Below are 25345 nucleotides of genomic sequence, written 5' to 3'. Positions count from 1 at the left end.
CCAAGCTATTCAAAAAACTTAAAAACCGCCCTCAAAATCGGGTAATTCCCCTGCCCCGAATTGTCTCAAAACATCATTGATTGCACGCAGCATGTCATTGCGCCTCTCAAGCGAGACCGGACTCTCGGCAACCACCACCAAATCCGGCTTGTTTGACGATGCACGGATCAATCCCCATGTGCCGTCAGCCACTGTGACACGCGCGCCATTGATCGTCAGAAGCTCCGTAATCTTCTGCCCTGCAAATGAACCACCCGCCTCAAACAAATTGGCAAAATAATCCTGTATCCGGCTAACCAGCCCGTATTTTTCACCATCACAGCAGGGAATATTGAGCGTCGGCGTTGCATAGCTGGCCGGCAATTGCCGGTGGAGCGCGGCCAAACTCTGATCCGGATGGGCAGCCAGCATTTCGCAAACCGCGATGGCGGTTGCCAGACCATCATCATAACCCAGTCCCAAAGGCTGGTTCAAAAACACATGGCCGGATTTTTCAAACGCCGCCAATGCGCGGCACTCCTCCATGCGTCGCTTGATATAGGAATGGCCGGTTTTCCAATATTCGATCGTTGCCTGATAAGCCTGCAATACCGGATCACTGCGAAACAATCCGCTCGATTTCACATCGACAATAAAATGCGCGGCTTTGTACTTTTCTGAGAATTGCCGCGCCAATAGCAAGCCAATACGGTCAGCATAAATAATATTGCCCTCATGATCCGCCACACCGCAGCGGTCGCCATCACCATCAAAGCCGAAAGCCAGATCAGCTCCATAGGTCCTGACCGCCTCCGCCATTGCTTTTTGCATGGGAGCGGCTTCCGGATCAGGATTATAATGCGGAAAATTCCAGTCCGGCGCGCAGTCAACTTCCACAACATCACAACCAATCCGGCGCAGAATTTGCGGAGCGAACAGTCCCGCAGTGCCATTTCCGCAGGCAACAACAACTTTCAGATGGCGTTTTAAAAAGCGGCCTTTTGTTAAAGCTGCGGAATAAAGCTTTTCGATATTATTGACGGAATTATAGCACCCGCCTTTAGCCGGCTCAGCCTGATGCTCCAGAATAATTGATTTCAGCTCAGCCATATCCGCCGGTCCGAATGTGTAAGGGCGTTCACAGCCCATTTTCACCCCTGTCCAGCCATTTTCATTATGTGAGGCGGTCACCATCGCAACAGACGGCACATTCAGTGCAAATTGCGCGTAATAAGCCATAGGTGACAGCGCAAGCCCGATATCAAAGACCTGCATCCCGCCGGATATCAGGCCTTTGATAAGCGCTGTCTTAATCTCAAACGAATAGCTGCGCAGATCATGGCCGACCACAATTGCCGGTTCGATACCGCGCTGCCGCACCATATGCGCCAAACCTGCTCCGACAGCTGTTATACCTGCCAGATTAATCTCAGAGGACTGTTCAGTACCCGCAAAGCCATACCACCAACGCGCATCATATTCCCGAAAACCTTCCGGACGGATCAAGATTGCCTCACCCGCCGGAGACTCACTTGTAAAATATTGAATGGACTGCTCTGTATTGATCGCGGTTGATTGCATTATTTGCCCCTGAAAAGAATCAAAGAACATGCATGACCTGAACGGATGTCATTCCGGACGGCTAAAACTCACTCAAAACTGTTTTGTATTCCTTCTTTGACCATAGGATCGGAAAATCATTTTTGCCAAGCGATATTTTGCAAAAACCGGACAAATCCAATAAATTTTAATCTGAAAATTTAGCCATTAAATAATTGATTATATTGATTTATTTATAAATTCATAATCAAGATCAATGCGCACATTGCGTTGAAAAACCGGTCTTTTCCGTACAAAAATCAATTCTGACAACAGTGAAAATCAGACGCAAAAAGCTCATAAATTTCAATAATAAACAGTTGTTTTGATTTTTTTGCATAATTCGCTTGCAGGGAGCAAAATGCGGCGCTATAAGCCGCCTCACGGTCAACGGAGCGTAGCGCAGCCTGGTAGCGCACCTGATTTGGGATCAGGGGGTCGGAGGTTCGAATCCTCTCGCTCCGACCATCACACCTCAAACGGTGTTTATAAATTTCCCTATAGAATTCAATATTTTGAACGTGGATGATTTAATCATCGCACGTTATTTTTATATTTGAGCGCCGGTATCGGCGACCGCGTTTTTAACCCAAGGTTAACTACGCCAGCAAACATAGTCATTCAAAACCTGTTTGCACCACATTTTGCCGAAGTTTTTCACGTTATGATTTTCAGCATTATCACTTTGCTGTTTTGCGGATCGTCTTTTTCGCAAGACGGAATGTTTCATTTCGCCCCAGAGATTGCCTGCCTGAAAGATCGCCTAAATGAAAAAATTCCTTCTTATTTTTGCTGTTTTTCTGGCTGGTTGCGCCTCTGCACCCAAATCAGTCAATAATGCCTGTGCAATTTTCGATCAGCGCGACGGCTGGGTGAATAACTGGCATAAGGATGCCAAAAAAGCCGAGCGTGATTTTGGCGTGCCGATCCCGATCATGATGGCGACGATTTACACAGAATCAAGCTTCCAGCCCTATGCGCGCCCGCCACGTACCAAGCTGCTCGGTTTCATTCCGTGGAAGCGTCAGTCTTCCGCCTATGGCTATTCTCAGGCGCTGGACGGCACATGGGCACGTTATACGCGTGAAACCGGCCGTTATGGTGCGAGCCGCACCAATTTCGGCGATGCGATCCATTTTGTCGGCTGGTATCACAAGCAGAGCAATATCAGTAACGGTATCTCTCTGAGCGATCCGTATAATCTGTATCTGGCTTATTATTCCGGTCATGGCGGCTATGCAAAAGGCAGCTGGCGCGGCAATGCCATGGTGCAGCGCGCTGCCAAAAAAGCCACCAATATTTCGCAGCGTTATGCAGCCCAGCTTCGCAATTGCGGGCGTATGTAACTAGAGTGCATCCAAGATAAACTGGAAATGCTTCTGATAGCTGAGCCTGTTCAGACCGGCCCGGCACCGCCATAAGCAATAAAGAACGGGTTGGCATAGTCACTGTCTGACGGCTGGTTGCGCTTGCCATAGGTCAGCGGCTGATCATCCAATGTCAGGGTCTTACCGCCTGCCGCACGCAATACCGCATCGCCTGCTGCTGTATCCCATTCCATTGTCCGGCTGAAACGCGGATAGACATCAGCCTGACCGGCGGCCAGCAGACAGAATTTCAAAGATGAACCGACGCTCACACAGGATGCGATTGCCTGTTTCTGCAAATAAGCATCTGTTTCCGGTGTATTATGGGAGCGACTTGCGACAGCGGTTTTCTGCTCGCCGCATTCACGCACCTGCAAACGTATTGCCTCCGACAGAGCCTCCGGCTGCACATCATATTGCCATGCACCGGACGGCGACCCGCAATAGAGCCTGCGGCTGACCGGTGCATAGACCACACCGCTCACAGGTATCCCGTTTTCGATCAGCGCAATATTGACTGTGAAATCACCATTGCGCAGCACAAATTCTTTTGTGCCATCCAGCGGATCAACGAGGAAAAAACGATTACGAATCTCGAGAGGCCCGTCACCGGCAGCCATTTCTTCTTCAGCAACCACAGGCACATCGGGCAGATAAGCGCGCAAGGCTTTGAGAATAACCTTTTCAGCAACGTGATCGGCTTCGCTCACAGGAGATGCATCTGGTTTCAGACTGATCTCACAACCAGTCTCATAAAACCGCATAATCTCCTGACCGGCTTCAAGCGCCGCCTGCTGCATCACTGCCATGAGATCATCATTAGCCAGTGACGTCTTTTCAATGCTCATGTTGAATTCCTCACGCCCATTCAGGGCGATATATAACATTCTGCAATCAGAAGGAACACTGCTCCCAGACAAGACTAAATTGACCAGCCTTCATCGACCAGACTATGCATGAGACCACGCTGATTGAGATATTTCTCAATCTCATCGGCAAGATCATCCACACTGCCTGTCTGCCCGTGCAAATGCAACTCCGGCGCTTCCGGTCGTTCATAAGGGGCATCAATACCAGTGAAATCACGAATTTCACCGGCGCGGGCTTTGGCATAAAGCCCTTTCACATCTCTGGCCTCACAAAGCTCCAGCGGCGTATCGACAAAAATCTCGACAAAATCATGCTCTCCGGCAAGGTGGCGACCCAAAGCGCGATCCTGTGCCAGTGGTGCAATCACCGACACCAGCACAATCAGCCCTGCATCCAGCATCAGACGCGATGTTTCAGCAATACGGCGGATATTCTCGCTGCGATCCTCCGCTGAAAAACCGAGATCGCTATTGAGGCCATGACGCAGATTATCGCCGTCGAGAATGAATGTATGCTTCCCCGCCAGATGCAGACGTTGTTCCAACACTGTTGCCAGCGCCGACTTGCCGGAACCGGACAGACCGGTGAACCATAACAGTGCCGGCTTTTGATATTTCTGTTCCGCCCGCTCTGCGGGTGTAACTTTTGCCGCCTGCACGTGAATATGCGAGGCTTTGCGCAAAGAATGATCGATCAAGCCAGCGGCAACAGTTGCATTGGTCAGCCGGTCAATCAGAATGAAAGAACCGGTCGCACGGTTTTGCCCGTAAGGATCAAAGGCCAGCGGCGCGGAAAGCTGCAAAGCCACCTGTCCGATTTCATTCATCTGCAACTGATCGGCAGGCTCCTGTGCGAATTGTTTTTCCGTGTTTTCAATATCAATCCGGTAATTCAGCGTGTTGACGGTCACACTGACCTGATCGGTCTGACTACGCAGCCAATATTGCCGCCCTGCCCGCAATGGCTCCGGTGCAAACCAGACCAGCTTAGCCGCTAAGCGATCACTCACTTGTGGCCGTGATTGCGGATGCGTCAGCATATCGCCACGGGAAATATCGCGTTCGTCTTCCAGCACCAATGTCACAGCCTGTCCGGCATGAGCAGTTTCAAGTTCGCCATCTGCTGTCACAATATAGCGGATGGCTGAACTCACGCCGGAGCGGGCAACAGTAATTTCATCGCCGACACTGACCTGCCCCGAGGCAATCGTGCCTGCAAAACCGCGAAAATCCGCATGGGGACGGCTGACATATTGCACCGGAAAACGAAAATCCTGTTCGGCATCCGCTTTAGTATCCGTTGCCACAGTCTCCAGCCATTCCAGCAGTGAAGGCCCCTGATACCAAGGCATCTTCTCTGAAGATGCGCGAATATTATCGCCATAGCGTGCCGATACCGGAATGGCCTGAACAGTGCTGAAGCCCAACCCTTGCGCAAAGGCCTGATAATCCAGCACAATCTGATTAAAAATCGCCTCATCATAACCGGTCAGATCAATCTTATTCACCGCCAGCACAATATGGCGAATGCCTAGCAGCGAAGCGATAAAGCTGTGACGGCGTGTCTGTTCCAGCAGACCTTTGCGGGCATCAACTAGCACAATAGCGAGGTCGGCAGTGGAAGCCCCCGTCACCATATTGCGTGTATATTGCAGATGCCCCGGTGTATCGGCGACGATAAAACGCCGCTTCGGCGTGGCGAAAAACCGATAAGCCACATCAATGGTGATGCCCTGCTCACGCTCTGCCTCAAGCCCGTCCACCAGCAATGCAAAATCAATATCATCGCCTGCCGTGCCATGATTGCGGCTGTCCTGATGCAGTTGCGATATCTGATCTTCAAACAGGGTTTTGGCGTCATAGAGCAGCCGCCCGATCAGGGTGGATTTACCGTCATCAACAGAGCCACAGGTCAGAAACCGCAAATGCGATTTGTGCTCCTGCGCCTCCAGATAATCCGTAATCACTGCATCTGAATGATCTGCACGGGTGATACTATCCGTCATCAGAAATATCCTTCCCGCTTTTTCTTTTCCATGGAACCGGCCTCATCGCGGTCGATCAGCCGCCCCTGCCGCTCCGATGTGCGCGTCAGCAGCATTTCTTCGAGAATCTGCGGCAAGGTTTGCGCCTGCGATTCAATTGCGGCAGTCAGCGGATAGCAGCCCAGTGTGCGGAACCGCACCATACGGGTTTCAATCTTTTCACCCGCGCGCAATTGCAGCCTCTCATCATCGGCCAGAATGAGCATATTATCACGCTCGACAACCGGACGAGGCGCTGCAAAATACAGCGGCACAATCGGGATATTTTCCTGATAAATATAATGCCAGATATCTGCTTCCGTCCAATTAGACAGCGGAAACACGCGGATCGACTCGCCTGTCTGGATGCGCGTGTTGTAAATATTCCACATTTCTGGGCGCTGATTTTTCGGATCCCAGCTATGGGTCGCATTGCGGAATGAAAATACCCGTTCCTTGGCGCGGGATTTCTCCTCATCGCGCCGTGCACCGCCAAAGGCAGCATCAAAACCATATTTATCCAGCGCCTGCCGTAAAGCTTGCGTCTTCATCACATCTGTATGGACATTGGAGCCGTGAATAAACGGATTGATACCGGCCTCCACACCCTGCGCATTAATATGCACCCGAAGATCAAGCTTGTGCGCCTTGGCCTGCGCATCACGAAAGGCAATCATTTCTTTGAATTTCCATGTCGTATCAACATGGAGAAACGGAAATGGCGGCGGCGCCGGATAAAAAGCCTTGCGTGCCAGATGCAGCATTACGGATGAATCTTTGCCGACAGAATAAAGCATCACCGGCTTTGTAAAATTCGCAGCGACTTCACGGAAAATATGGATAGCCTCCGCTTCCAGTCTTTGCAGATGGGTCAGCGGCGCGACAGACCGGCCGAAATGCGGGCTGGTCTGACGGTCAGAGGTCAGCGGTACAAGATCCGCTACATGCAGTGCAAGGCTCATACTCAATTCCGTATTTTGTCCGGCCTTCATTTCACTCAGAGAAACGCTGTTCCGGCGATGAAACATGCGCATCATCATGCCGAAAGACCGCACAAGTGAGAAAGGATGATATCTTTAAGTTTGCCGGTGAATGTCATTTTCATTGCGCGGAAGAAGCCAGACATGGAATGCCTTTCTCCGATGACCGCAAACGTGATTTTCCGCAGCTTTCACCTAGCTTTTGTCTTGCGTACCATCTGCCGCTCGGCATAACCTGCCCGCCGGAGAGCAGACGGGGATGATTTATGGAAAAGACAGCTTGTGTGATTGCCGGAGCCGGTGTGGTTGGTCTGGCCATTGCCCGCGAAATGGCAATGCGCGGTTTTGAAACTCTGGTGCTTGAAGCCGAACATATGATCGGCACGCAAACCTCGTCGCGTAATTCCGAAGTCATCCATGCAGGCATTTATTACGAGCCGGATAGTCTGAAAGCCCGCTTTTGCGTTGAAGGTAAAGAACGGCTCTATGCCTACGCGCAAGCACAGGGCATTCCGTATAAACGCTGCGGCAAGCTGATTGTCGCCACATCGGAAGCTCAGCATAGCGCGCTGGACAAAATCATAGCGCGTGCCGAAGCCTGCGGCGTGCATGATCTGCAACGGCTGAGTGCGGCAGAAGCACAGGCGCTGGAACCCTCCATCCGCTGTACTGCCGCTTTATTCTCCCCCTCCACCGGCATTATCGACAGTCATGCTCTGATGCTGAGCCTGCAGGGCGATGCGGAAAATCATGGAGCAGCTATTGCCTTCAACACCGAAATCCTGTGTGTTGAGCAGATTGATGGCGGCTTCTCTATTACCACCCGCGACCGTGAAAGCGGTGAAGAATTTACGCTGGAAGCCGAGCGCTTCATCAATGCTGCCGGTCTTGGTGCACAGGCGATAGCCGCAACCATAGACGGGCTGGCGCCGGAGCATATTCCGGCATTGCATCTTGCCAAGGGCAATTATTTCTCAGCATCCGGCAAAAATCCGTTCTCGCATCTGATTTATCCGGTGCCGGTAGACGGGGGCTTGGGTGTACATCTGACGCTTGATCTCAACGGGCAAATGCGCTTCGGCCCCGATGTGGAATGGCTGGAGCATGTCGCCCCGCAGACAGGTCTTGATTATTCCGTTGATCCGCAGCGCGGTGACAGTTTCTATGCTGCAATCCGTCAATATTGGCCGGAATTGCCGGACGGTGTTTTACAAGCGACCTATAGCGGCATCCGCCCGAAACTGAGTAGCAGCGGTGAAACAGCAGCGGATTTCCGCATTTCCGGCAGTGACGACCACGGCATAACAGGGCTTATCAACCTGTTCGGCATTGAAAGTCCGGGGCTAACCTCCAGCCTCGCTATTGCCGCTCATGTCAGCACACTTATAAAATAAGAAAGGCACAAATACCGCTACGATATTTGTGCCTGACTACGCAACTCAGCGTAATTTACCGGACAAAATCACCGGTTGTTTCACGCTATCAGCGTTATTTCTTTACCTGCTTAGGTGCTGTTTTCTTCATAGTCGATTGGGTTGTTTTAGAAGCAGCGGCTTTTTTGCCTTTGACAATTTTTGCGGCCATCGTTTTTTGAGCAACAGACTTCTGCGTCTGCGCTGCCATAGGCGCATTGGCAGTAGGTGCAGCCTGAGCTGCAACCGGAGCGATCATACCAAGGGCAGCAATTGCGATAATAAAACGCTTCATAAAAATCACCTTTATAAACATTAAATTTGATTGCAATTCATGCTCTGCAAAAAGAAAACAATGAAATGCACGGAAAAATTATATCTGGATATATGAACGGCAAATGAACAAAATAAACTTATAAATCTGCTTAACGCCTTGAATAAATTACTTTATTCAAGGCGTTAAATATTACTCAGCAATATAATTCAATATCGGTCCAAGCCAGCGTTCCACATCCGCAACCGGCATATTTTTGCGACTCGCATAATCTTCAACCTGATCGCGCTCGACCTTGGCCACACCGAAATAATAGCTATCCGGATGCGAGAGATAGAGACCGGAAACCGAAGAACCCGGCCACATCGCATAGCTTTCTGTCAGCTCCACACCTGTGGTTGCCGTGGCATCGAGCAGACGGAACAGAGTGGTCTTTTCCGTATGATCCGGTTGTGCCGGATAGCCCGGTGCCGGACGGATACCCGCATAAGGCTCACCCACCAGCTGATCGGGCGTGAAAGTCTCATCCTTCGCATAGCCCCAGAATTCTTTACGCACCCGTTCATGCATGGCTTCCGCAAAGGCTTCCGCAAAACGGTCGGCCAGTGCTTTAACGAGAATGGAGGAGTAATCATCATTGGCGCGTTCAAAACGCTCGGCAATCGCCACTTCCTCAATACCGGCAGTGACGACGAAACCGCCAATATAATCAGCCTTGCCGCTACCCTTTGGTGCCATGAAATCCGACAGCGCCACATTCGGGCGGCCATCGCGCTTCGACAGCTGCTGACGCAGCGTGTAGAATGTATCCGTATGCTCCTGACGACTATCATCCTTATAAAGATGAATATCATCGCCCACCACATTGGCCGACCAAAAGCCGATGACCGCACGCGGTGCAAACCATTTCTCATCAATGATCTTCTTCAGCATGGCCTGCGCATCTTCATAAAGCTGACGCGCAGCAGGGCCTTGTTTTTCATCATCGAGAATTGCTGGGAACCGGCCTTTCAGTTCCCATGTCTGGAAGAACGGCGTCCAGTCAATATAGCGCGCCAGTTCTGCAAGATCATAGGTTTCAAAGACTTTGGTGCCGAGGAAAGTCGGTTTCGGCGGGGTATAGTTTTCCCAGTCCAGCTTTTCGCCATTTTCACGGGCACGCGCCAGCGGCAGGCGCTTCTTCTCCGCCTCACTACGCTCATGCGCAGCTGTCACCTTGGCATATTCCGCGCGGATATCGGCAACATAGCCGTCTTTCTGCTCCGGCGACAAAAGCTGCGATACAACACCAACGGCGCGGCTGGCATCCAGCACATAGACGGTCTGGCCATGCTGATATTTCGGATGGATTTTCACTGCCGTATGCACACGGCTGGTCGTCGCACCGCCGATCAGCAATGGCAGATCAAAGCCTTCACGCTCCATCTCTGCTGCCACATGCACCATTTCATCCAGCGACGGTGTAATGAGGCCGGACAGACCGATAATGTCCACCTTCTCATCTTTTGCCACCTGCAGGATTTTCGCGGCTGGCACCATCACACCGAGATCGATGATTTCATAGTTGTTACAGGCCAGCACCACGCCGACAATATTCTTGCCGATATCATGCACGTCGCCCTTCACCGTCGCCATCAGGATTTTACCGGCACTCTGGCGAGTTTCACCGCCATTTTGCGCCTTTTCTTCTTCCATATATGGCAGCAGGACTGCCACGGCCTGTTTCATTACGCGGGCGGATTTCACCACCTGCGGCAGGAACATTTTGCCTGAGCCGAACAAATCACCCACCACATTCATACCGGCCATCAACGGGCCTTCAATCACATGCAGCGGACGCTCGGCGCTCTGACGGGCTTCTTCCGTATCGGCTTCAATATATTCGGTGATACCATTGACCAGCGCATGCTCAATACGCTTCTCAACACTCCATTCGCGCCAGCTTAAATCTTTCTCTTTTGCTTCTTTGCCCGCTGCACCACGGAAGCGCTCGGCAATTTCCAGCAAACGCTCGGTCGCATCATCACGACGGTTCAACACCACATCTTCGCAGGCTTCACGCAATTCCGGATCAATGGATTCATAAACCGCCAGCTGACCGGCATTAACGATCCCCATATCCATGCCGACCTGAATGGCATGATAGAGAAACACCGCATGCATCGCTTCACGCACCGGTTCATTGCCGCGAAACGAAAAGGACAGGTTGGAAACACCGCCGGAAATATGCACATGCGGCAGGGTTTCAATGATTTCCTTGGTCGCGTCGATGAAATCATTGCCGTAATTATTATGCTCTTCAATCCCTGTCGCCACGGCAAACACGTTCGGATCGAAGATGATATCTTCCGGCGGAAAACCGACCTCTTCGGTGAGTATTTTATAGGCGCGGGTACAAATCTCGACCTTACGCTGTTTGGTATCCGCCTGGCCGGTCTCGTCAAAAGCCATCACCACCACGGCAGCACCATAGGCACGCACCAGCTTGGCATGATGGATAAAGGCTTCTTCACCTTCTTTCAGGGAGATAGAATTGACCAGCGGTTTGCCCTGCACGCATTTCAGACCGGCCTCGATCACATCCCATTTGGAACTGTCAATCATCACCGGTACACGGGCAATATCCGGCTCGGCAGCAACCAGATTGAGATAATCAATCATCACCTTCTGGCTGTCGATCAGGCCTTCATCCATATTGATGTCGATGATCTGCGCACCATTATTCACCTGATCGCGGGCAACATCGAGCGCCGTGGTGTAATCACCGGCGGTAATCAGCTTTTTGAACTTGGCAGAACCGGTGACATTGGTACGCTCGCCGACATTCACAAACGGAATATCCTTGGTCAGTGTGAACGGCTCAAGACCGCTTAAGCGCATTAATGGCGCCAGTTTCACCGGTTTGCGTGGTTCATATTTGCCCGTGGCTTCAGCAATCGCGGTAATATGCTCCGGCGTAGAACCGCAACAGCCGCCCACCACATTGACCAGACCTTCACGCGCGAAATCTTCCATCTGCGCGGCCATCACTTCCGGTGTCTCATCATAACGGCCGAACTCATTCGGCAGGCCGGCATTCGGATAGGCGCAAACAAATGTATCGGCAACACCTGAAAGCTCTGCCAAGTGCGCACGCATCGCATTGGCACCCAGCGCACAATTGAGACCGATTGTGAACGGGCGCGCATGGCGCAGCGAATACCAGAAAGCTGTCGGCGTCTGACCGGACAATGTGCGGCCGGAAAGATCGGTGATTGTACCGGAAATCATCAGCGGCAGGCGGATGCCTTTTTCGGCAAAAACCTGCTCACAGGCAAAGACCGCAGCCTTAGCATTAAGCGTATCAAAAATGGTTTCGATCAGAATAATATCCGAACCGCCATCGACCAGACCATGGATCTGCTCGGCATAGGCAATGCGCAGATCATCAAATGTCACGGCGCGAAAACCCGGATTATTCACATCCGGCGACAGGGAAGCCGTACGGTTTGTCGGCCCCAAGGCACCGGCGACAAAACGGCGACGGCCATCCTTGGCTTGCGCACGCAGAGCGGCACGGCGTGCCAAACGGGCACCATCTCGGTTCAGATCATAAACCGCCTCTTCCATGCTGTAATCGGCCTGTGCGATAGAAGTGGAAGAGAATGTATTGGTTTCGAGAATATCCGCACCGGCTATCGCATAGGCATAATGAATTTCTTCAATTGCCTGTGGCTGGGTCAGGGTTAGCAGGTCATTATTGCCCTGCAAATGACACTCACAAGCGGCAAAGCGCTCACCACGGAAATGCTCTTCATGGAAACCCAGCCCCTGAATCTGCGTACCCATCGCACCATCAAGAATGAGGATGCGTTCACAGGCAGCTTTCTGCAAAGCGGCAAGCACTTCCGAACCATCCGGCTTTGCAGCGACGGGGCCAAACAGATCATCCAGTGAAGTGCTCATTATATTTCCTGCCTGTTACTCAAATAGTTTTGAGTTGATGACATAAACATATCTTTATGTCAAATGCGCAATCCCTCCATTCCTGCTTTCAACTGCTCACCGAACGCGCCATTGCCGTTATGATTTGTGAAATCACCGGCATAAATTCGCCGCAGTTTTTCCGTGGCTTCAGCGTATATTGGAAAAAGCAAATTCCGGTTTGTATCGCGGGAATAATTACAGTCATGCAGCGTTCATCTCTCAGAGAGTACCATGCCCGATGCGCCGGATAAGCATATGTCATGAAACGCTGACAGAAGATTATTGAGTGCGCCTTCATTGAGGAGAAACAGAAATGAGAAAACTGCTTTCTTATTTTACTGCGGCGCTGACAGCGCTGACTATGAGCATTTTGTCTTTCGGCACTGTAGCGCAAGCGCAGCCGGTTGCTGCAGCTCATAGTGCTGTGTTGCAGGATATGACCGCAGCAAAACAAGGCCTGAGCCGGAATGTTCAATATTATCCGGAACGCCGCGAATATCGTGAAAGACGGCATTATGACCGCCGTTACGACCGTCGCTATGATCGTCGTTATGACCGGCCGCGTCACTGGAATCGTCCACACTACCGGCCTTATTACAGACCTTATTATCAGCCGCAGTTCCGTTATTACCGTCCGGCACCACCACGCTATTACCGTCCGGCACCGGTTTACCGCTCCGGCCGCAATGCCCATATCAACTGGTGCTATAACCGCTACCGGTCTTACCGTGCGTCCGACAATACATTTCAGCCGAATTACGGCCCGCGCCGTCAGTGCTACTCCCCTTATATCTGAGTAAGCCCCGCTGACAGAAACAAAAACGCCGCCTGAAACAGGCGGCGTTTTATTAAAGTCAAACTTTATCAGCTGATCAGGTAACATAAGAGCCGATTGAAGCCGCAACCAGACCGATCGCCACAGCAATCAATGCGCCGTAAACACGCGGCTTATCCAGCAAAACAGCGAATGCCGAAAACCATGCGACGATTGCCGCACCAAGTGCAAACAAGAAGCCGGGCTTGTCATAAACCACAAGATTTACGGTTATCAGGGCACCAATAATCAGCGCGCCGAAAACGATCATCATGCCCATGGCATATTTTTCATAATCGTCCATATGCATTTCCTATGTACCAGCCCGTGCGGGCTTAAAGCAGTTTTAAACACAGCCTGCAGTGTAATAACCGCCAGCTTGTCGTCATTTCAAAGCCAGACAATCACTTTTAACGTGAATCTTCAACTGCAGATCATCATGAATATCAGCAATCGCACTGCTTTTCAGGGGATTATTTCAGGCAATGGTTGATGTGAAATCAGCCGAATAGCGCATTTCGCGCAACGGGCGTACAGCCTGAGTCGTTGCATCATAGGTCGGATGCGCTTTAAAGGCGGCCAGTGCAGCTTCGTCACGGAACTCACCATAAACAACCAGATCAATCCGGTCACACATCGGATCAACTTTGCTGTTCGCTACAACTTCAAAACATTCGGAATGGGGAATCGTCGCCAGAGCCCGTAAACGGCGACATACATCCTCCACGTCCTGATCTCTTTTGACGCTGAAAAATACAATATGCCGTATCACGAGTGTTTCCTAACCAGCCGGTTGATATGAAGAATGGTTATCTATCATATGGGCGCCGGAAAAGTCATCTTCAATTCAATGTGAAATTTGAGCGTTAAGCCGCTTCACGGTCTGCTTCCGTGCCCGGAGCCAGCCGGACTTCAAGCCCGTTCAGATCCTGCGTCATAATAATCTGGCAGGAAAGCCGTGAATTATCTTCGACATGGAAGGTCTGGTCGAGCTGATCCAGCTCTTCATCCTGCGGGTCATAGAGTTTATCCGCCCATTCCGGCGTTACATAAACATGACAAGTGCCGCAGGCACAGGCACCGCCGCATTCCGCTTTAATATTCAGGCCCCAGTCACGGATCACTTCCATAACGCGAAAGCCTTCGAGAGCCTCAAGCGTATGCCGCTCGCCCTTTTGATCGGTTACATGAATGAAAAGTGTATCAGAACTCAAAACGATGCCTTTTGAACAACGCAGACTTGGGAGATATAATGGTAGATAATGTTTTCAGCACATAAAACAAGCTTTATTCCTGCCTCCCTGTCCCTAAACCGTGAATTGACCATAGTGAAAACTATTCAGGCTGCATTGAAAACAGCTGATCTTACAGACCCTGTCGCCGCCGCCAGCTATATCCGGCCAGCCCCTGCTCGGCACCATGAATGCCACCGGCAACCGGCTGATAATAAAGACCGCTATCGTGCAGTTCTCCGGTAAGCAGACGTTGCAAAGTCCGTGCATCTTTAACCTGCAGCGTGTCAAAACCGGAGCGCAGCATCGCACTCACCTGATCAATATGCACAGCGCCTGATGCTCTGATCTCACCGGCAAATCCGTAATGAGAGCGCAGCCGTGCGGCTTTGGAAAAAGAGCGCCCGTCATTAAAGGCGGGAAAATCCAGCACCAGCACATCAATCCGGTCGAGACCGGCTAGCAGCGCATCCAGCGTTTCTCCTGCCTCCACCCGCACACCGATACGGATATTGCGCAGGCGGTTTGGCTGTGTGTTCAGTTCTGCCCAGAGTGTCAGCGACAGCAACACAGCTGTATGATCCGCAATTTCCTCAAGCGTCTCAACCGCTACAAATTCATCCTCAGTCAGGCCGCTGCGTGACCAGACGGCAGGCAATGCAACATCCGTCATGCATCTGCTCCCTTTGTTTTATCCTGCTGCAAATGCTGCTCCAGCCCACCCAGATGAATACCGCATTCGGTTTTACCGGAACCTGACCAGCGCCCTGCCCGCTGATCTTCATCATCACTGACTGGCCGCGTGCATGGCATGCAACCTATGGAGCGGTAGCCCTGCTCCACCAGCGGATGCGGCGGCAGATGATGCGCCTCGCGATAGGTTTCCAGCTGTTCTACATTCCAGTCTTTGAGAGGATTAATGCGGATATGCTGCCCCACAGCCTCGAAAGCGGGCAGACTGTTGCGCGTAGCCGCCTGAAACTGCTTGCGCCCCGTGAACCATGCCTGAAATGGTGCGATGCCCTGTGCAAGCGGCTGGACTTTGCGTAAATCACAGCAACGGTCTTTATCTGTCAGGCACAGTGCGCCCAGCGGATCATGGGTTTTCAAAGCACTCGCATCCGGTAACAGATCGCGGACATCTGTCAGCCCAAGCTCCTGCACCAGTTGCGCCTGATAGCGCAATGTCACCGGAAAATGCTTATTGGTTTGCAAGAACAAAACCGGCAATGACGGCTGCACCTGCGCAATCAGATGCAGCAAAATTGCAGAATCCGCACCGAAAGAGGATACAGCTGCCAGCCCTGCACCAAACTCCTGCACACTGGCAGCAATAATGTCCTCAGCCGGAGCCTCACCATAAAGATGATTGAGATGCTGAACCCTGTCCGCAACTCGTTGATGCGTATCAGGCTGCATGGGTAGCCTCCCCGTAGAGTGCGGTTTTGAACGGCTGCGCCCCTAAGCGCCGATAGGTTTCCAGAAAACTTTCCTGCGGTGCGCTGCGGATATTCAGATAGGTATTCACAACCGTTTCAATGGCATCCACCACGTCTTCAGAAGAAAAACCACGACCGGTAATATCACCGATAGATGTCTGCTCATCACCGGAGCCACCGAGCGTGATCTGGTATAGTTCCTCGCCCTTTTTCTCCACGCCAAGAATGCCGATATGGCCGACATGATGATGACCGCAGGCATTGATGCAGCCGGAGATTTTGATCTTCAGATCACCGATCTCTTCTTGCCGCGCCTGCGAACCGAAACGCTCGGAAATACGCTGCGCCACAGGGATGGAGCGGGCATTGGCCAGCGCGCAATAATCGAGACCCGGGCAGGCAATAATATCAGTAATCAGCCCTGCATTGGCTGTGGCAAGACCGGCCTGCTGCAATTGCGCATAAAGCACAGGCAAATCGGCCAGTGCCACATGCGGCAGCACCAGATTTTGCTCATGGCTGACGCGGATTTCTGCCTGCGCGTAATGCTCGGCGAGATCAGCCACAATATCCATCTGATCGGCTGACGCATCGCCCGGAATTTCACCAATCGCTTTGAGTGAGATTGTCACCACACCATAATCAGGATGTTTATGCGGTGTCACATTACGGGAAAACCATGAGGCGAAACCCACATCATTTTTACGTGTGGCAGCGACAAGCCCGCGCCCCTCTGCGCGCTCCGGCAAAGCGGGCGCAGCAAAATAGGCATTAATGGCCGCAATATCGGCCTCCGGCAATTTCAGATCACTGTCTTTAATCACCTGCCATTCGGCTTCAATCTGCGCCTGCAAATCTTCCAGTCCGGTTTCATGGACGAGGATTTTGATACGGGCCTTATATTTATTATCGCGGCGACCGTGGAGATTATAGACCCGCACAATAGCGGTAATATAGGTCAGCAAATCGGCTTCCGGCAGAAAATCCCGTACCTTTTTGGCAATCATCGGCGTGCGCCCCTGCCCGCCGCCGATATAGACTGCAAAGCCGCGCTGTCCTTGCTCGTTCTCTTTCAGATGCAGCCCGATATCATGCACCTGAATGGCCGCACGATCTGCCTCAGCCCCCGTGACCGCAATTTTGAATTTGCGTGGCAGATAGGAGAATTCCGGATGCAGTGATGACCATTGGCGTAAAATTTCGGCATAGGGACGCGGGTCGGCTACTTCATCCAGTGCCGCTCCGGCGAAATGATCGGCTGTTACATTGCGGATGCAATTTCCGGAGGTTTGGATAGCATGCATCTCCACCTCGGCCAGTTCTTCCAGAATGGCGGGAATATCGGTGAGTTTCGGCCAGTTGAACTGTAAATTCTGTCGCGTTGTAAAATGTCCGTAGCCACGATCATAGACACGGGCAATATGCGCCAGCTTACGCATCTGACGGGAGGATAAAGTGCCGTAAGGAATAGCAATGCGCAGCATATAGGCATGGAGTTGCAGATAGACACCATTCATCAGCCGCAGCGGCTTGAAATGATCTTCGCTCAGCTCACCGCTCAGACGACGTGCAACCTGATCGCGAAACTGTTCCACACGGGCGAAAACAAATTCGCGGTCAAACTCATCATACCGGTACATTCAACGCTCTCCCAATGCGCATTAAAACTCAACCGGCTACCGAATGCAGCCGTACAACAGGCGTGATTGTCGGGCCGGACAGACGGATGCGTTCACGCAGACGAACCGGCAACAACTCGTCGCCATGCTCCTCCACATCAATCAGATTGATATCCACCACCTCATCAAAACGGCTGGCCTGCTGACCGGCCGCTTCCAGCGCTGCCACAGCCTCAGGATGGCGCGCCAGCAGTGCCCCGCGAATGGAACTCGCCCAATGACCATCCGCAGCAAGCCAGACCGAAACACCGTCGCTCAAACGATTGGCACTCAGAACTTTGACTGTCATTATGCTTTCTCCTTTTCACCGGCTTTCAAGGCATGCAATACCGGTGTCTGTTGCTGGGCAAGCGGGCGGGCATCTTCCAGAGAGGCACCGGCAACCGCATCGCCGATAATCACCATCACCGGCCCTCGCAGCTCTTTATGATTTTCCAGATGCGCCAGATCTTTTAAGAGGCCGTGCAGCATTACGCGCTCAGTGCGTCCGGCATTTTCCACCACGGCCACCGCCGTATCTTCATGCAGACCGGCACCGATCAGGCGGCTCGCAACAGAAGCGGCAACGCTTGCGCCCATATAGACAGCAATGGTTGCGCCGCTGAGAGCGAGCCGCGCCCAGTCCGGCAGTATGCCCCCCGCCATATCGTGACCGGTGGTGAAAATCAGGGAGGATGCAACACCACGCAATGTCAAAGGCAACTGCATATCTGCGGCAGCGGCAATGGCTGAAGTAATGCCGGGCACGATCTCGAAACCGATATTGGCTGCACGCAAAGCGGCCATTTCTTCACCGGCACGGCCAAAGACCAGCGGATCACCGGATTTGAGCCGCACAACGCGCTGCCCTTCCTGAGCAAGCTCAACAAGCAGCTGATTAATCTCGCTCTGGCTTTTGCTATGGCAGCCTTTGCGCTTACCCACAGGGATGCGTACCGCATCGCGCCTGCCCATAGTCACCACGCTCTCCGGCACCAGCGCATCATAAAGGATCACATCCGCCTGCATCAGCACGCGTTGCGCACGCAAAGTCAGCAGATCTTCAGCCCCCGGTCCAGCACCAACCAGCCAGACATAACCGGCAGGGATATTCACCTCAATCAGAGCCTGATCGGCCAGCTCCCGCGCAAGGCTCAGATCACCGCGCTCAACAGCCTGTGTAATTGTGCCGTTGAAAAATACATTCCAGAACTGACGCCGCGCTGTACCTCTCGGCAGTGTGCTTTCCACCTTGTCGCGATAATCCGCAGCCAGTTGCGCCAGTGCACCGATCTGCGGAGAAAGCGCTGCACCGATCTCGCGGCGCAGTTTTTGCGCCAATACCGGCCCTGCACCTTCCGTGCCGATTGCCACGGCAACCGGTGCGTGAGCCACCAGCGCAGGTGTGAAGAAATCGCACAGATGCGGCCTGTCGACCACATTGAGCGGAATATGCCGTGCTTTTATCTCATCAGCGATATTTGCATCCTGTGCGGCATCACCTGTCGCCACGAATGCGAGTTTCACCTGAGCGAAATCATTATCCTGCAAAGCACCGGTACGTAAATCATAGCCACCATCCAGCACGAACTGCACCAGATCAGCTTCCGGTGTCTCACCTTCCGGTACCACGATGCGGATTTGCGCTGTTGTTTCAGCAATCAGACGCGCTTTGTTCAGCGCCTCTTCACCACCGCCAACGATCAGCACTGCCGCGCTGTCCACGCGGAAGAAAGCCGGAAAAGCCGTTAATCTGGTTGGGTGAGCCGTCACAATCAGCACCTTTCAAAGGGTGGTTAAAGATTGTGCCGAGTATCGCGCATTCTGCGACAGCTTATAAGCAACAGGCTTGTGCGCTTGGCCGCTGCGCCGCATCGCTTTTGCGAGTTTTGCAAATTTCGTGAAATTTAGTTCCGGAAACTGACAGCCGCCGGAATATGAACCGGCCAGCGGCGCGGCAGCACCGCGATAAGATCAAAGCGCAGAGAAAGCCTGTCATGATCCGGCTGACGGGCAAGCCAATGATCGGCTGCGGACTCAATCCGGTACAGGTTCATAGTACTGACAGCTTCCATCGCCGCTTCAACGGAGGCACGGGCTTTGACTTCAACAATCAGCACCAGACTGCCGCGTCTGGCGATCAGATCAATCTCGCCAAAGCGTGTTTTGTAACGTCGCTCGACAATGCGAAAACCTTTAAGCATCAGAGCGAAAGCAGCCAGCCGTTCCGCCCGTATTCCGCGAGAAAATGCCTGCTGCTTCGCTTTGTTTTTGCGCATGTCTTCTCCCCAAAACCGCTTCACACTTTTGGGAGACATGCGCGGCGGGTTTGACGCATTAGCTTTTGGCCTTCAATATCATCAGGCGCTGATACAGCTCGCCTTTTTGTTTACCGGTCATACGGGAGGCCTCGCCGGCTGCTTTGGATGGTGAAAGCTCCTGTGCAAGCGAAAGCAACAGAGCATCAATATCCTGCTCGGTCACCGGCACGGAATTTTGCAACGGCGCACCGACCAGCAAAACCACCTCACCGCGAATACGGTCTTCGCCGTCATATTGCTCGCACAGCGCACCCAAAGTCGAGGTTGAGAAAGTCTCATAGGCTTTGGTCAGCTCACGGCACAGAGCAGCAGGGCGATCCGCACCAAAGACTGCCGCCATATCCTGCAATGTATCCGAGGCACGGTTAGGCGATTCAAAGAAAATCAGCGTCGTATCAATGGTCTTATAGGTCTCAAGTTTATTGCGGCGCTGCCCCTGCTTCGGTGGCAGGAAGCCGCAAAACATGAAACTGTCGGTCGGCAGGCCGGAGGCCATCAAAGCCGCCATCACCGCCGAGGCACCGGGCACCGGCACCACTTTATAACCGGCATTGCGGGCTTCCTCGACCAGACGATAGCCCGGATCGGAAACCAGCGGCGTACCGGCATCGGAAACCAGTGCCACGCTTTTACCGGTCGCCAGTGCTTCCAGAATTTTTGGCCCGGCTTCAGCAGCATTATGCTCGTGATAGGCCATCGGACGGCGGGCAATCGCAAAACGATTGAGCAGCACACGGGTAACGCGCGTATCCTCACAGGCCAGTACATCGCACGATGCCAGCACTTCCAGCGCCCGCAAAGTTATATCACCGAGATTACCGATTGGCGTGGCGACAATATAGAGCGCAGGCTCAATCGGGCGGGCACGGAAGTTCTTTTCCCCCACCACATAGCCGCGCGTTTCCTGTAGATTGTCTTCCACGTTCTATCCTTATTTTAAAGGCTTATGCAGTCAGTTCTGCAACCAGCGTATTGAGCAGCAAAGCACCATCCGGCGTTGCCCGCAAGAAACGCTCATCGCGCAGTTCCAGCAATTTTTGCTCCAGCAACTCTTCCAGCCGCTGCGGGTTCAGACCATGGCCGGTCAGCTTCTGATAGCGGTTGAGATCAACACCTTCTTTCAGGCGCAGTCCCATCATCAGAAACTCATCGCCTTCCTGTTCCGCTGTCAGATATTCTTCTTCAATAATACCGTGACCGGAGGCTTCAACCTTATCCACCCATGTTTCAGGATGTTTTTCGGTAATGGTTACCGTGCGTGTGCCATTCTCACGGAAACGCCCATGCGCACCGGGGCCAACGCCGACATATTCGCCATAGCGCCAATAGACCAGATTATGCTGGGACTCACGCCCTGCAACCGCATGATTGGAAATCTCATAGGCAGGCAGACCAAGCTCTGCTGTCACGCGCTGCGTCTCTTCATAAAGTGCTGCGGCATGATCCGGCTCCGGCGTGGTCAGTTTGCCAGCCTTCCAGAGATTATAGAACTGTGTGCCTTCTTCAATTGTCAGCTGATAGAGCGACAAATGATCGGCTGCGAGGGCTACCGCCTCACGCAATTCCGCATTCCAGTCGGCAATCGTCTGGTCAGGGCGGGCATAGATCAAATCGAAGGACAGACGCGGGAAAATCTCGCGTGCCAGACCAATCGCCACTTTCGCCTCGGCAACAGAATGCAAACGTCCGAGACGCTTGAGATCGCGGTCATTCAGTGCCTGCACACCGAGCGATACGCGATTGACACCGGCAGCGCGGTAGCCGCGAAAACGGTCGGCCTCCACACTGGTCGGATTGGCTTCCAGCGACACTTCAATATTGTCAGCAACGGACCAGTATTTGGCGATTCCATCCAGCAACGCGCCGACGGTTTGCGGCTGCATCAGTGATGGTGTGCCACCGCCCAGAAAAATACTGGTAACCGTGCGTGGTCCTGTCCGCTCGCGCAAAGTCGCCATTTCACGCAGAAAGCTCTGCGCAAAACGCGGCTGATCTACCGGCTGATGCCGCACATGCGAATTGAAATCGCAATAAGGACATTTGGCCATGCAGAACGGCCAATGCAGATAAATGCCGAAAGCATGATCCCCGTCGGCCTGCAATATAGGCAGTGGGTTCACACTATTTGCATTAGCGACGGCAGACAGGGACTGCATTATTTAACTTCCGCCGTGGCAAATTTTGCTTCGGCAAACAATTTGAATGCGCGTGCACGATGCGACAAGGCATGCGCATCACCCGGCTTCCAGCCGTGTTTTTCCGTTGCAGTCATTTCACCGAATGTCTTGTCATAACCATCCGGCAGGAACAGCGGGTCAAAGCCGAAACCGTCATTGCCGCGTGGCGTAACAATCTGGCCTTCCACTTCACCACGGTAATATTCCGCGTGACCATCCGGCCAGCACAGGCAGATTACGGAAACAAAGCGACCCTTGCGCTGTTCCGGCAGCATTGCACCTGCGGCAGCAAGCTTATCGATAACTTTGCCCATCGCCATGTTGAAATCACGGCTGCCATCCGGCAGTTCCGCCCAATTGGCAGTGTAGACGCCAGGCTCACCGCCCAGCGCATCAACCATCATGCCGGAATCATCGGAGAGAGCCGGCAGACCGGTTGCTTCAGCCGCCGCAAAAGCTTTGATATAAGCATTCTGCTCGAAGGTCGTGCCGGTTTCATCCGGCTCCGGCAGACCAAGCTGACCCGCGGACTGCGTATCAAAGCCGAACGGTCCGATCAGATCCGCAAACTCTTTGAGCTTACCCGCATTGTGACTTGCAACAACCAGTTTGCCTTTGTTCAGCTCTCTCATCAGTTTATCCATTATTCCATAATTTGGGTTCAGCGAATTCCAGTGAATTGCCGGAAGGATCGCGGATGTAAAGTGAGCGCGCGCCATTCGGCCAGTCAAATTCGCGCTCAACCTCAATACCATGTTTTTCCAGATGTTGCTTCCAGCGTGCGATTTCCTCGCGGCTGGCTGCAAAACACATATGGCCTGCACCGGTTGTACCATGGCTCGGGACAGGCAGCGCCCCTTCCGGTGCCGGTTTTACCGTCTCTCTGGCGTCGAAAATCAACAATACGCCCTCGCCGCAGCGAAAAAATGCATTGCGATGATTATAGGGCAATGCCAGCTCCAACCCCAGAATATCGCGGTAGAACTGCACAGCCTCTTCGATATCGCGCACATAAAGCGCGGTTTCAAGGATCTGTTTCGGTTTCAGCTGTTCGTTCTGCATTATGAATTTCCCACCATTATCATTGTTACGGAAATGCTCCGGCCCGTTATAACAGGTTCCGGAACATTCTCCGCTCACGATCGGGGGAATTATCCAATTAAATTATTGGATAATTCAGAATGCATTCAGAGCAGCCTGTTGCCGAGTTAAGAAACAGCCATTTTCTGCAGGTCAACCAGACGCTTGATGCCGTTGCGTGCCAGTACCATCAGCGCCGCAAACTCTTCATCCGAGAATGGTTCACCTTCGGCTGTGCCCTGCACTTCAACAATACCGCCGCGACCGGTCATCACGAAATTCGCATCGGTCTGAGCAGATGAATCTTCCGGATAATCCAGATCAATTACCGGCACGCCTTCGTAAATACCGCAGGAAATTGCAGCAACATGGTCCTTGAGAACCTTGTCGACCTTGACCATCTGGCGGGCTTCCATCCAGCGCAGGCAATCATGCAGTGCAACCCAGCCGCCGGTAATCGCCGCGGTGCGAGTGCCGCCATCGGCCTGAATAACGTCGCAGTCAACAGTGATCTGATATTCACCCAGAGCCTGCATATCGACAACAGCGCGCAAGGAGCGGCCGATCAGACGCTGAATTTCCTGTGTGCGGCCACCCTGTTTGCCGCTGGCAGCCTCACGGCGCATACGATCGCCGGTTGAGCGCGGCAGCATGCCATATTCCGCTGTGACCCAGCCTTTACCGCTGTTGCGCATCCAGCCCGGAACTTTTTCTTCAAGACTTGCGGTGCAAAGCACATGGGTATCGCCGAATTTCACAAGGCAGGAGCCTTCTGCATGTTTGGAAATACCGCGTTCAAAAGAGATTGCACGCATTTCGTCCGGAGTGCGTTTGGATGGACGCATGGATTTTCCTTTTAAAACAAGACTGCATCGCCAATAAGCGGCAGCCTGACTGTAATCTGATGACACCTTTGAAAGGCAGTTATCCTGCTTCTAAGCCTGTAGTCGCCAAATTTAAAGGAAAATCGAAGGGGAAACATGTAAAGGGCATCTCCCGCCCTTTGCCCGCGCTGCACAATAGCCTATATATTGCGTATAAACGGAGCCAATGAACCTATGATAAGACCGGATCGTGCTGACACTCTGCATGCCCCTTTACAGGTGCTGGATCAGCGGTCACGCGATATTTTCCAGCGCATTGTTGAAAGCTATCTGAATGACGGCGAGCCGGTCGGCTCGCGTAATCTGTCACGTCTGCTGCCTTTATCTTTGTCTCCGGCAACCATCCGCAATGTGATGAGTGATCTGGAACATCTGGGACTGGTCTATTCTCCGCATATTTCCGCAGGCCGGATGCCGACCCAACTAGGTCTGCGCTTCTTTGTCGATGCCTTTATGGAGGTCAGCGACCTTCCCGCCGATGAACGCAGCAGCATTGAACATCAGGTGCGGGCAGCAGGGCAAAATAACTCTGTCGAGCATGTGCTGACCGAAGCCAGCCAAATCCTCTCCGGCCTGTCACGCGGTGCCGGTCTGGTACTGGCGACTAAGGCCGAAGGCGCACTGAAGCATATTGAATTTGTGCGGCTTGACCCGACCCGTGCTTTGGCGGTGATGGTCACGCAAAGCGGCGATGTAGAGAACCGTGTCCTTGACCTGCCTGCAGGTGTGACGTCTTCTCAGCTGATTGAAGCCTCGAATTTTCTGAATGCCCATATCCACGGCAAAACCCTTGCCGAAGCCCGCACACAGATTGCAACTTTGCAGGAGGAAACCCGTCAGGCGCTCGACAGCCTCTCCCAGCATCTGGTGGAACAGGGGCTGGCAGTGTGGAGCGGTGCATCCGGTGACCAGCAAACCCGTTTGATTGTGCGCGGACGTTCCAATCTTCTGGAAAACATCTCCGCACAGGATGATCTGGAACGGTTACGCCTGCTGTTTGACGATCTGGAAACCAAAGAAGGCATGATCCAGCTGCTGGATCTGGCGGAAGCCGGTTCTGGTGTACGGATTTTCATCGGCTCGGAGAATAAACTCTTCTCCCTGTCCGGCTCCTCACTGGTGGTTGCGCCCTATCGCGACTCCGAACAACGGGTCATCGGCGCGCTTGGCGTGATCGGCCCGACAAGGCTCAATTATGCCCGTATCGTGCCGATGGTGGACTATACGGCCTCGCTGGTTTCCCGCCTGTTGCGGGGTTAAAACCGGTTTC

The 25345-nt window shown here is 52.8% G+C and carries 24 protein-coding genes and 1 tRNA gene; 5 read left to right on the top strand and 20 right to left on the bottom strand.

Annotation, left to right across the window (positions count from 1 at the left end; all coding sequences use genetic code 11):
- Nucleotides 1–18 precede the first annotated feature (18 nt).
- Nucleotides 19–1560 (bottom strand): phosphomannomutase/phosphoglucomutase, encoded by a 1542-nt coding sequence (locus tag KHQ09_RS03140; protein WP_213596235.1) that lies wholly within the window; start codon nucleotides 1558–1560, stop codon nucleotides 19–21.
- Between the two features lie 409 nt (nucleotides 1561–1969).
- Here KHQ09_RS03140 and KHQ09_RS03135 point away from each other — a divergent pair.
- Nucleotides 1970–2046 (top strand) — tRNA-Pro (locus KHQ09_RS03135).
- A 299-nt stretch (nucleotides 2047–2345) separates the two neighbouring features.
- A complete protein-coding gene (locus KHQ09_RS03130; RefSeq protein WP_022710739.1) occupies nucleotides 2346–2924 on the top strand; it encodes a transglycosylase SLT domain-containing protein in 579 nt (192 codons plus the stop codon).
- A 50-nt stretch (nucleotides 2925–2974) separates the two neighbouring features.
- On the opposite strand, the gene cysQ is transcribed toward KHQ09_RS03130, so the two are convergent.
- The 3 genes from cysQ to cysD form a co-directional block, all read right to left on the bottom strand.
- Nucleotides 2975–3793: a 3'(2'),5'-bisphosphate nucleotidase CysQ gene (gene cysQ / locus KHQ09_RS03125; protein WP_213596233.1), complete on the bottom strand. Its 819-nt coding sequence runs from the start codon at nucleotides 3791–3793 to the stop codon at nucleotides 2975–2977.
- A gap of 74 nt (nucleotides 3794–3867) precedes the next feature.
- Nucleotides 3868–5820 carry a sulfate adenylyltransferase subunit CysN gene (cysN, locus tag KHQ09_RS03120; protein WP_213596231.1) on the bottom strand — a complete coding sequence of 651 codons (1953 nt, stop codon included), beginning with the start codon at nucleotides 5818–5820 and terminating at the stop codon, nucleotides 3868–3870.
- Entirely contained in the window at nucleotides 5820–6800 is a 981-nt protein-coding gene (cysD, locus tag KHQ09_RS03115; protein ID WP_213596229.1) for a sulfate adenylyltransferase subunit CysD, read from the bottom strand. The genes cysN and cysD overlap by 1 nt, the downstream gene beginning before the upstream one ends.
- Before the next feature lie 284 nt (nucleotides 6801–7084).
- Between cysD and KHQ09_RS03110 the strand changes: the two genes are divergently transcribed.
- Complete coding sequence (locus tag KHQ09_RS03110; RefSeq protein WP_213596227.1) at nucleotides 7085–8212, top strand: NAD(P)/FAD-dependent oxidoreductase; 1128 nt, start codon at nucleotides 7085–7087, stop codon at nucleotides 8210–8212.
- Nucleotides 8213–8306: 94 nt separating this feature from the next.
- On the opposite strand, the gene KHQ09_RS03105 is transcribed toward KHQ09_RS03110, so the two are convergent.
- Nucleotides 8307–8561 carry a hypothetical protein gene (locus tag KHQ09_RS03105; protein ID WP_213596225.1) on the bottom strand — a complete coding sequence of 85 codons (255 nt, stop codon included), beginning with the start codon at nucleotides 8559–8561 and terminating at the stop codon, nucleotides 8307–8309.
- Nucleotides 8562–8696: 135 nt separating this feature from the next.
- A complete protein-coding gene (metH, locus tag KHQ09_RS03100; RefSeq protein WP_213596223.1) occupies nucleotides 8697–12449 on the bottom strand; it encodes a methionine synthase in 3753 nt (1250 codons plus the stop codon).
- Nucleotides 12450–12783: 334 nt separating this feature from the next.
- Between metH and KHQ09_RS03095 the strand changes: the two genes are divergently transcribed.
- Nucleotides 12784–13266, top strand: a complete 483-nt coding sequence (locus KHQ09_RS03095) for a BA14K family protein (RefSeq protein ID WP_116086351.1) — start codon at nucleotides 12784–12786, stop codon at nucleotides 13264–13266.
- A gap of 76 nt (nucleotides 13267–13342) precedes the next feature.
- On the opposite strand, the gene KHQ09_RS03090 is transcribed toward KHQ09_RS03095, so the two are convergent.
- From KHQ09_RS03090 to rph, 14 genes are all read right to left on the bottom strand, one after another.
- The gene (locus tag KHQ09_RS03090; RefSeq protein ID WP_022710731.1) at nucleotides 13343–13588 is read right to left on the bottom strand and encodes a hypothetical protein; all 246 of its coding nucleotides are present in this window, start codon (nucleotides 13586–13588) and stop codon (nucleotides 13343–13345) included.
- Between the two features lie 174 nt (nucleotides 13589–13762).
- A complete protein-coding gene (locus tag KHQ09_RS03085) occupies nucleotides 13763–14056 on the bottom strand; it encodes a Dabb family protein (RefSeq protein ID WP_213596221.1) in 294 nt (97 codons plus the stop codon).
- A 94-nt stretch (nucleotides 14057–14150) separates the two neighbouring features.
- Complete coding sequence (locus KHQ09_RS03080) at nucleotides 14151–14498, bottom strand: 2Fe-2S iron-sulfur cluster-binding protein (protein WP_022710729.1); 348 nt, start codon at nucleotides 14496–14498, stop codon at nucleotides 14151–14153.
- Between the two features lie 151 nt (nucleotides 14499–14649).
- The gene (locus tag KHQ09_RS03075; protein ID WP_213596219.1) at nucleotides 14650–15189 is read right to left on the bottom strand and encodes a DUF934 domain-containing protein; all 540 of its coding nucleotides are present in this window, start codon (nucleotides 15187–15189) and stop codon (nucleotides 14650–14652) included.
- Nucleotides 15186–15935 (bottom strand): phosphoadenylyl-sulfate reductase, encoded by a 750-nt coding sequence (locus KHQ09_RS03070; protein ID WP_213596217.1) that lies wholly within the window; start codon nucleotides 15933–15935, stop codon nucleotides 15186–15188. Before KHQ09_RS03070 ends, KHQ09_RS03075 begins: the two co-directional genes overlap by 4 nt.
- Nucleotides 15925–17595, bottom strand: coding sequence for a nitrite/sulfite reductase (locus KHQ09_RS03065; RefSeq protein ID WP_213596215.1), 1671 nt, complete (start codon nucleotides 17593–17595; stop codon nucleotides 15925–15927). The genes KHQ09_RS03070 and KHQ09_RS03065 overlap by 11 nt, the downstream gene beginning before the upstream one ends.
- Before the next feature lie 28 nt (nucleotides 17596–17623).
- Nucleotides 17624–17923: a DUF2849 domain-containing protein gene (locus KHQ09_RS03060; protein ID WP_213596213.1), complete on the bottom strand. Its 300-nt coding sequence runs from the start codon at nucleotides 17921–17923 to the stop codon at nucleotides 17624–17626.
- A complete protein-coding gene (gene cysG, locus KHQ09_RS03055; protein WP_213596211.1) occupies nucleotides 17923–19395 on the bottom strand; it encodes a siroheme synthase CysG in 1473 nt (490 codons plus the stop codon). The genes KHQ09_RS03060 and cysG overlap by 1 nt, the downstream gene beginning before the upstream one ends.
- A gap of 125 nt (nucleotides 19396–19520) precedes the next feature.
- Nucleotides 19521–19892: a YraN family protein gene (locus KHQ09_RS03050; protein WP_116086339.1), complete on the bottom strand. Its 372-nt coding sequence runs from the start codon at nucleotides 19890–19892 to the stop codon at nucleotides 19521–19523.
- 58 nt (nucleotides 19893–19950) lie between these two features.
- Nucleotides 19951–20856 carry a 16S rRNA (cytidine(1402)-2'-O)-methyltransferase gene (gene rsmI, locus KHQ09_RS03045; protein ID WP_213596209.1) on the bottom strand — a complete coding sequence of 302 codons (906 nt, stop codon included), beginning with the start codon at nucleotides 20854–20856 and terminating at the stop codon, nucleotides 19951–19953.
- 22 nt (nucleotides 20857–20878) lie between these two features.
- Nucleotides 20879–22090, bottom strand: coding sequence for a radical SAM family heme chaperone HemW (gene hemW, locus KHQ09_RS03040; RefSeq protein WP_213596207.1), 1212 nt, complete (start codon nucleotides 22088–22090; stop codon nucleotides 20879–20881).
- On the bottom strand, nucleotides 22090–22743 hold the full coding sequence (gene rdgB / locus KHQ09_RS03035; RefSeq protein WP_213596205.1) for an RdgB/HAM1 family non-canonical purine NTP pyrophosphatase: 654 nt from the start codon (nucleotides 22741–22743) through the stop codon (nucleotides 22090–22092). Before rdgB ends, hemW begins: the two co-directional genes overlap by 1 nt.
- A gap of 4 nt (nucleotides 22744–22747) precedes the next feature.
- On the bottom strand, nucleotides 22748–23173 hold the full coding sequence (locus tag KHQ09_RS03030) for a VOC family protein (RefSeq protein ID WP_420801424.1): 426 nt from the start codon (nucleotides 23171–23173) through the stop codon (nucleotides 22748–22750).
- A gap of 146 nt (nucleotides 23174–23319) precedes the next feature.
- The gene (gene rph, locus KHQ09_RS03025) at nucleotides 23320–24036 is read right to left on the bottom strand and encodes a ribonuclease PH (RefSeq protein ID WP_022710718.1); all 717 of its coding nucleotides are present in this window, start codon (nucleotides 24034–24036) and stop codon (nucleotides 23320–23322) included.
- Nucleotides 24037–24249: 213 nt separating this feature from the next.
- Between rph and hrcA the strand changes: the two genes are divergently transcribed.
- The gene (gene hrcA, locus KHQ09_RS03020) at nucleotides 24250–25335 is read left to right on the top strand and encodes a heat-inducible transcriptional repressor HrcA (protein WP_213596203.1); all 1086 of its coding nucleotides are present in this window, start codon (nucleotides 24250–24252) and stop codon (nucleotides 25333–25335) included.
- Nucleotides 25336–25345: the final 10 nt, after the last annotated feature.

Origin of the sequence: Pseudochrobactrum algeriensis, assembly GCF_018436245.1 — a bacterium.
Lineage (GTDB): Bacteria > Pseudomonadota > Alphaproteobacteria > Rhizobiales > Rhizobiaceae > Pseudochrobactrum > Pseudochrobactrum saccharolyticum.
The sequence above is the reverse complement of the archived record's forward strand: the minus strand, read 5'-3'. Positions and strand labels throughout refer to the sequence as shown.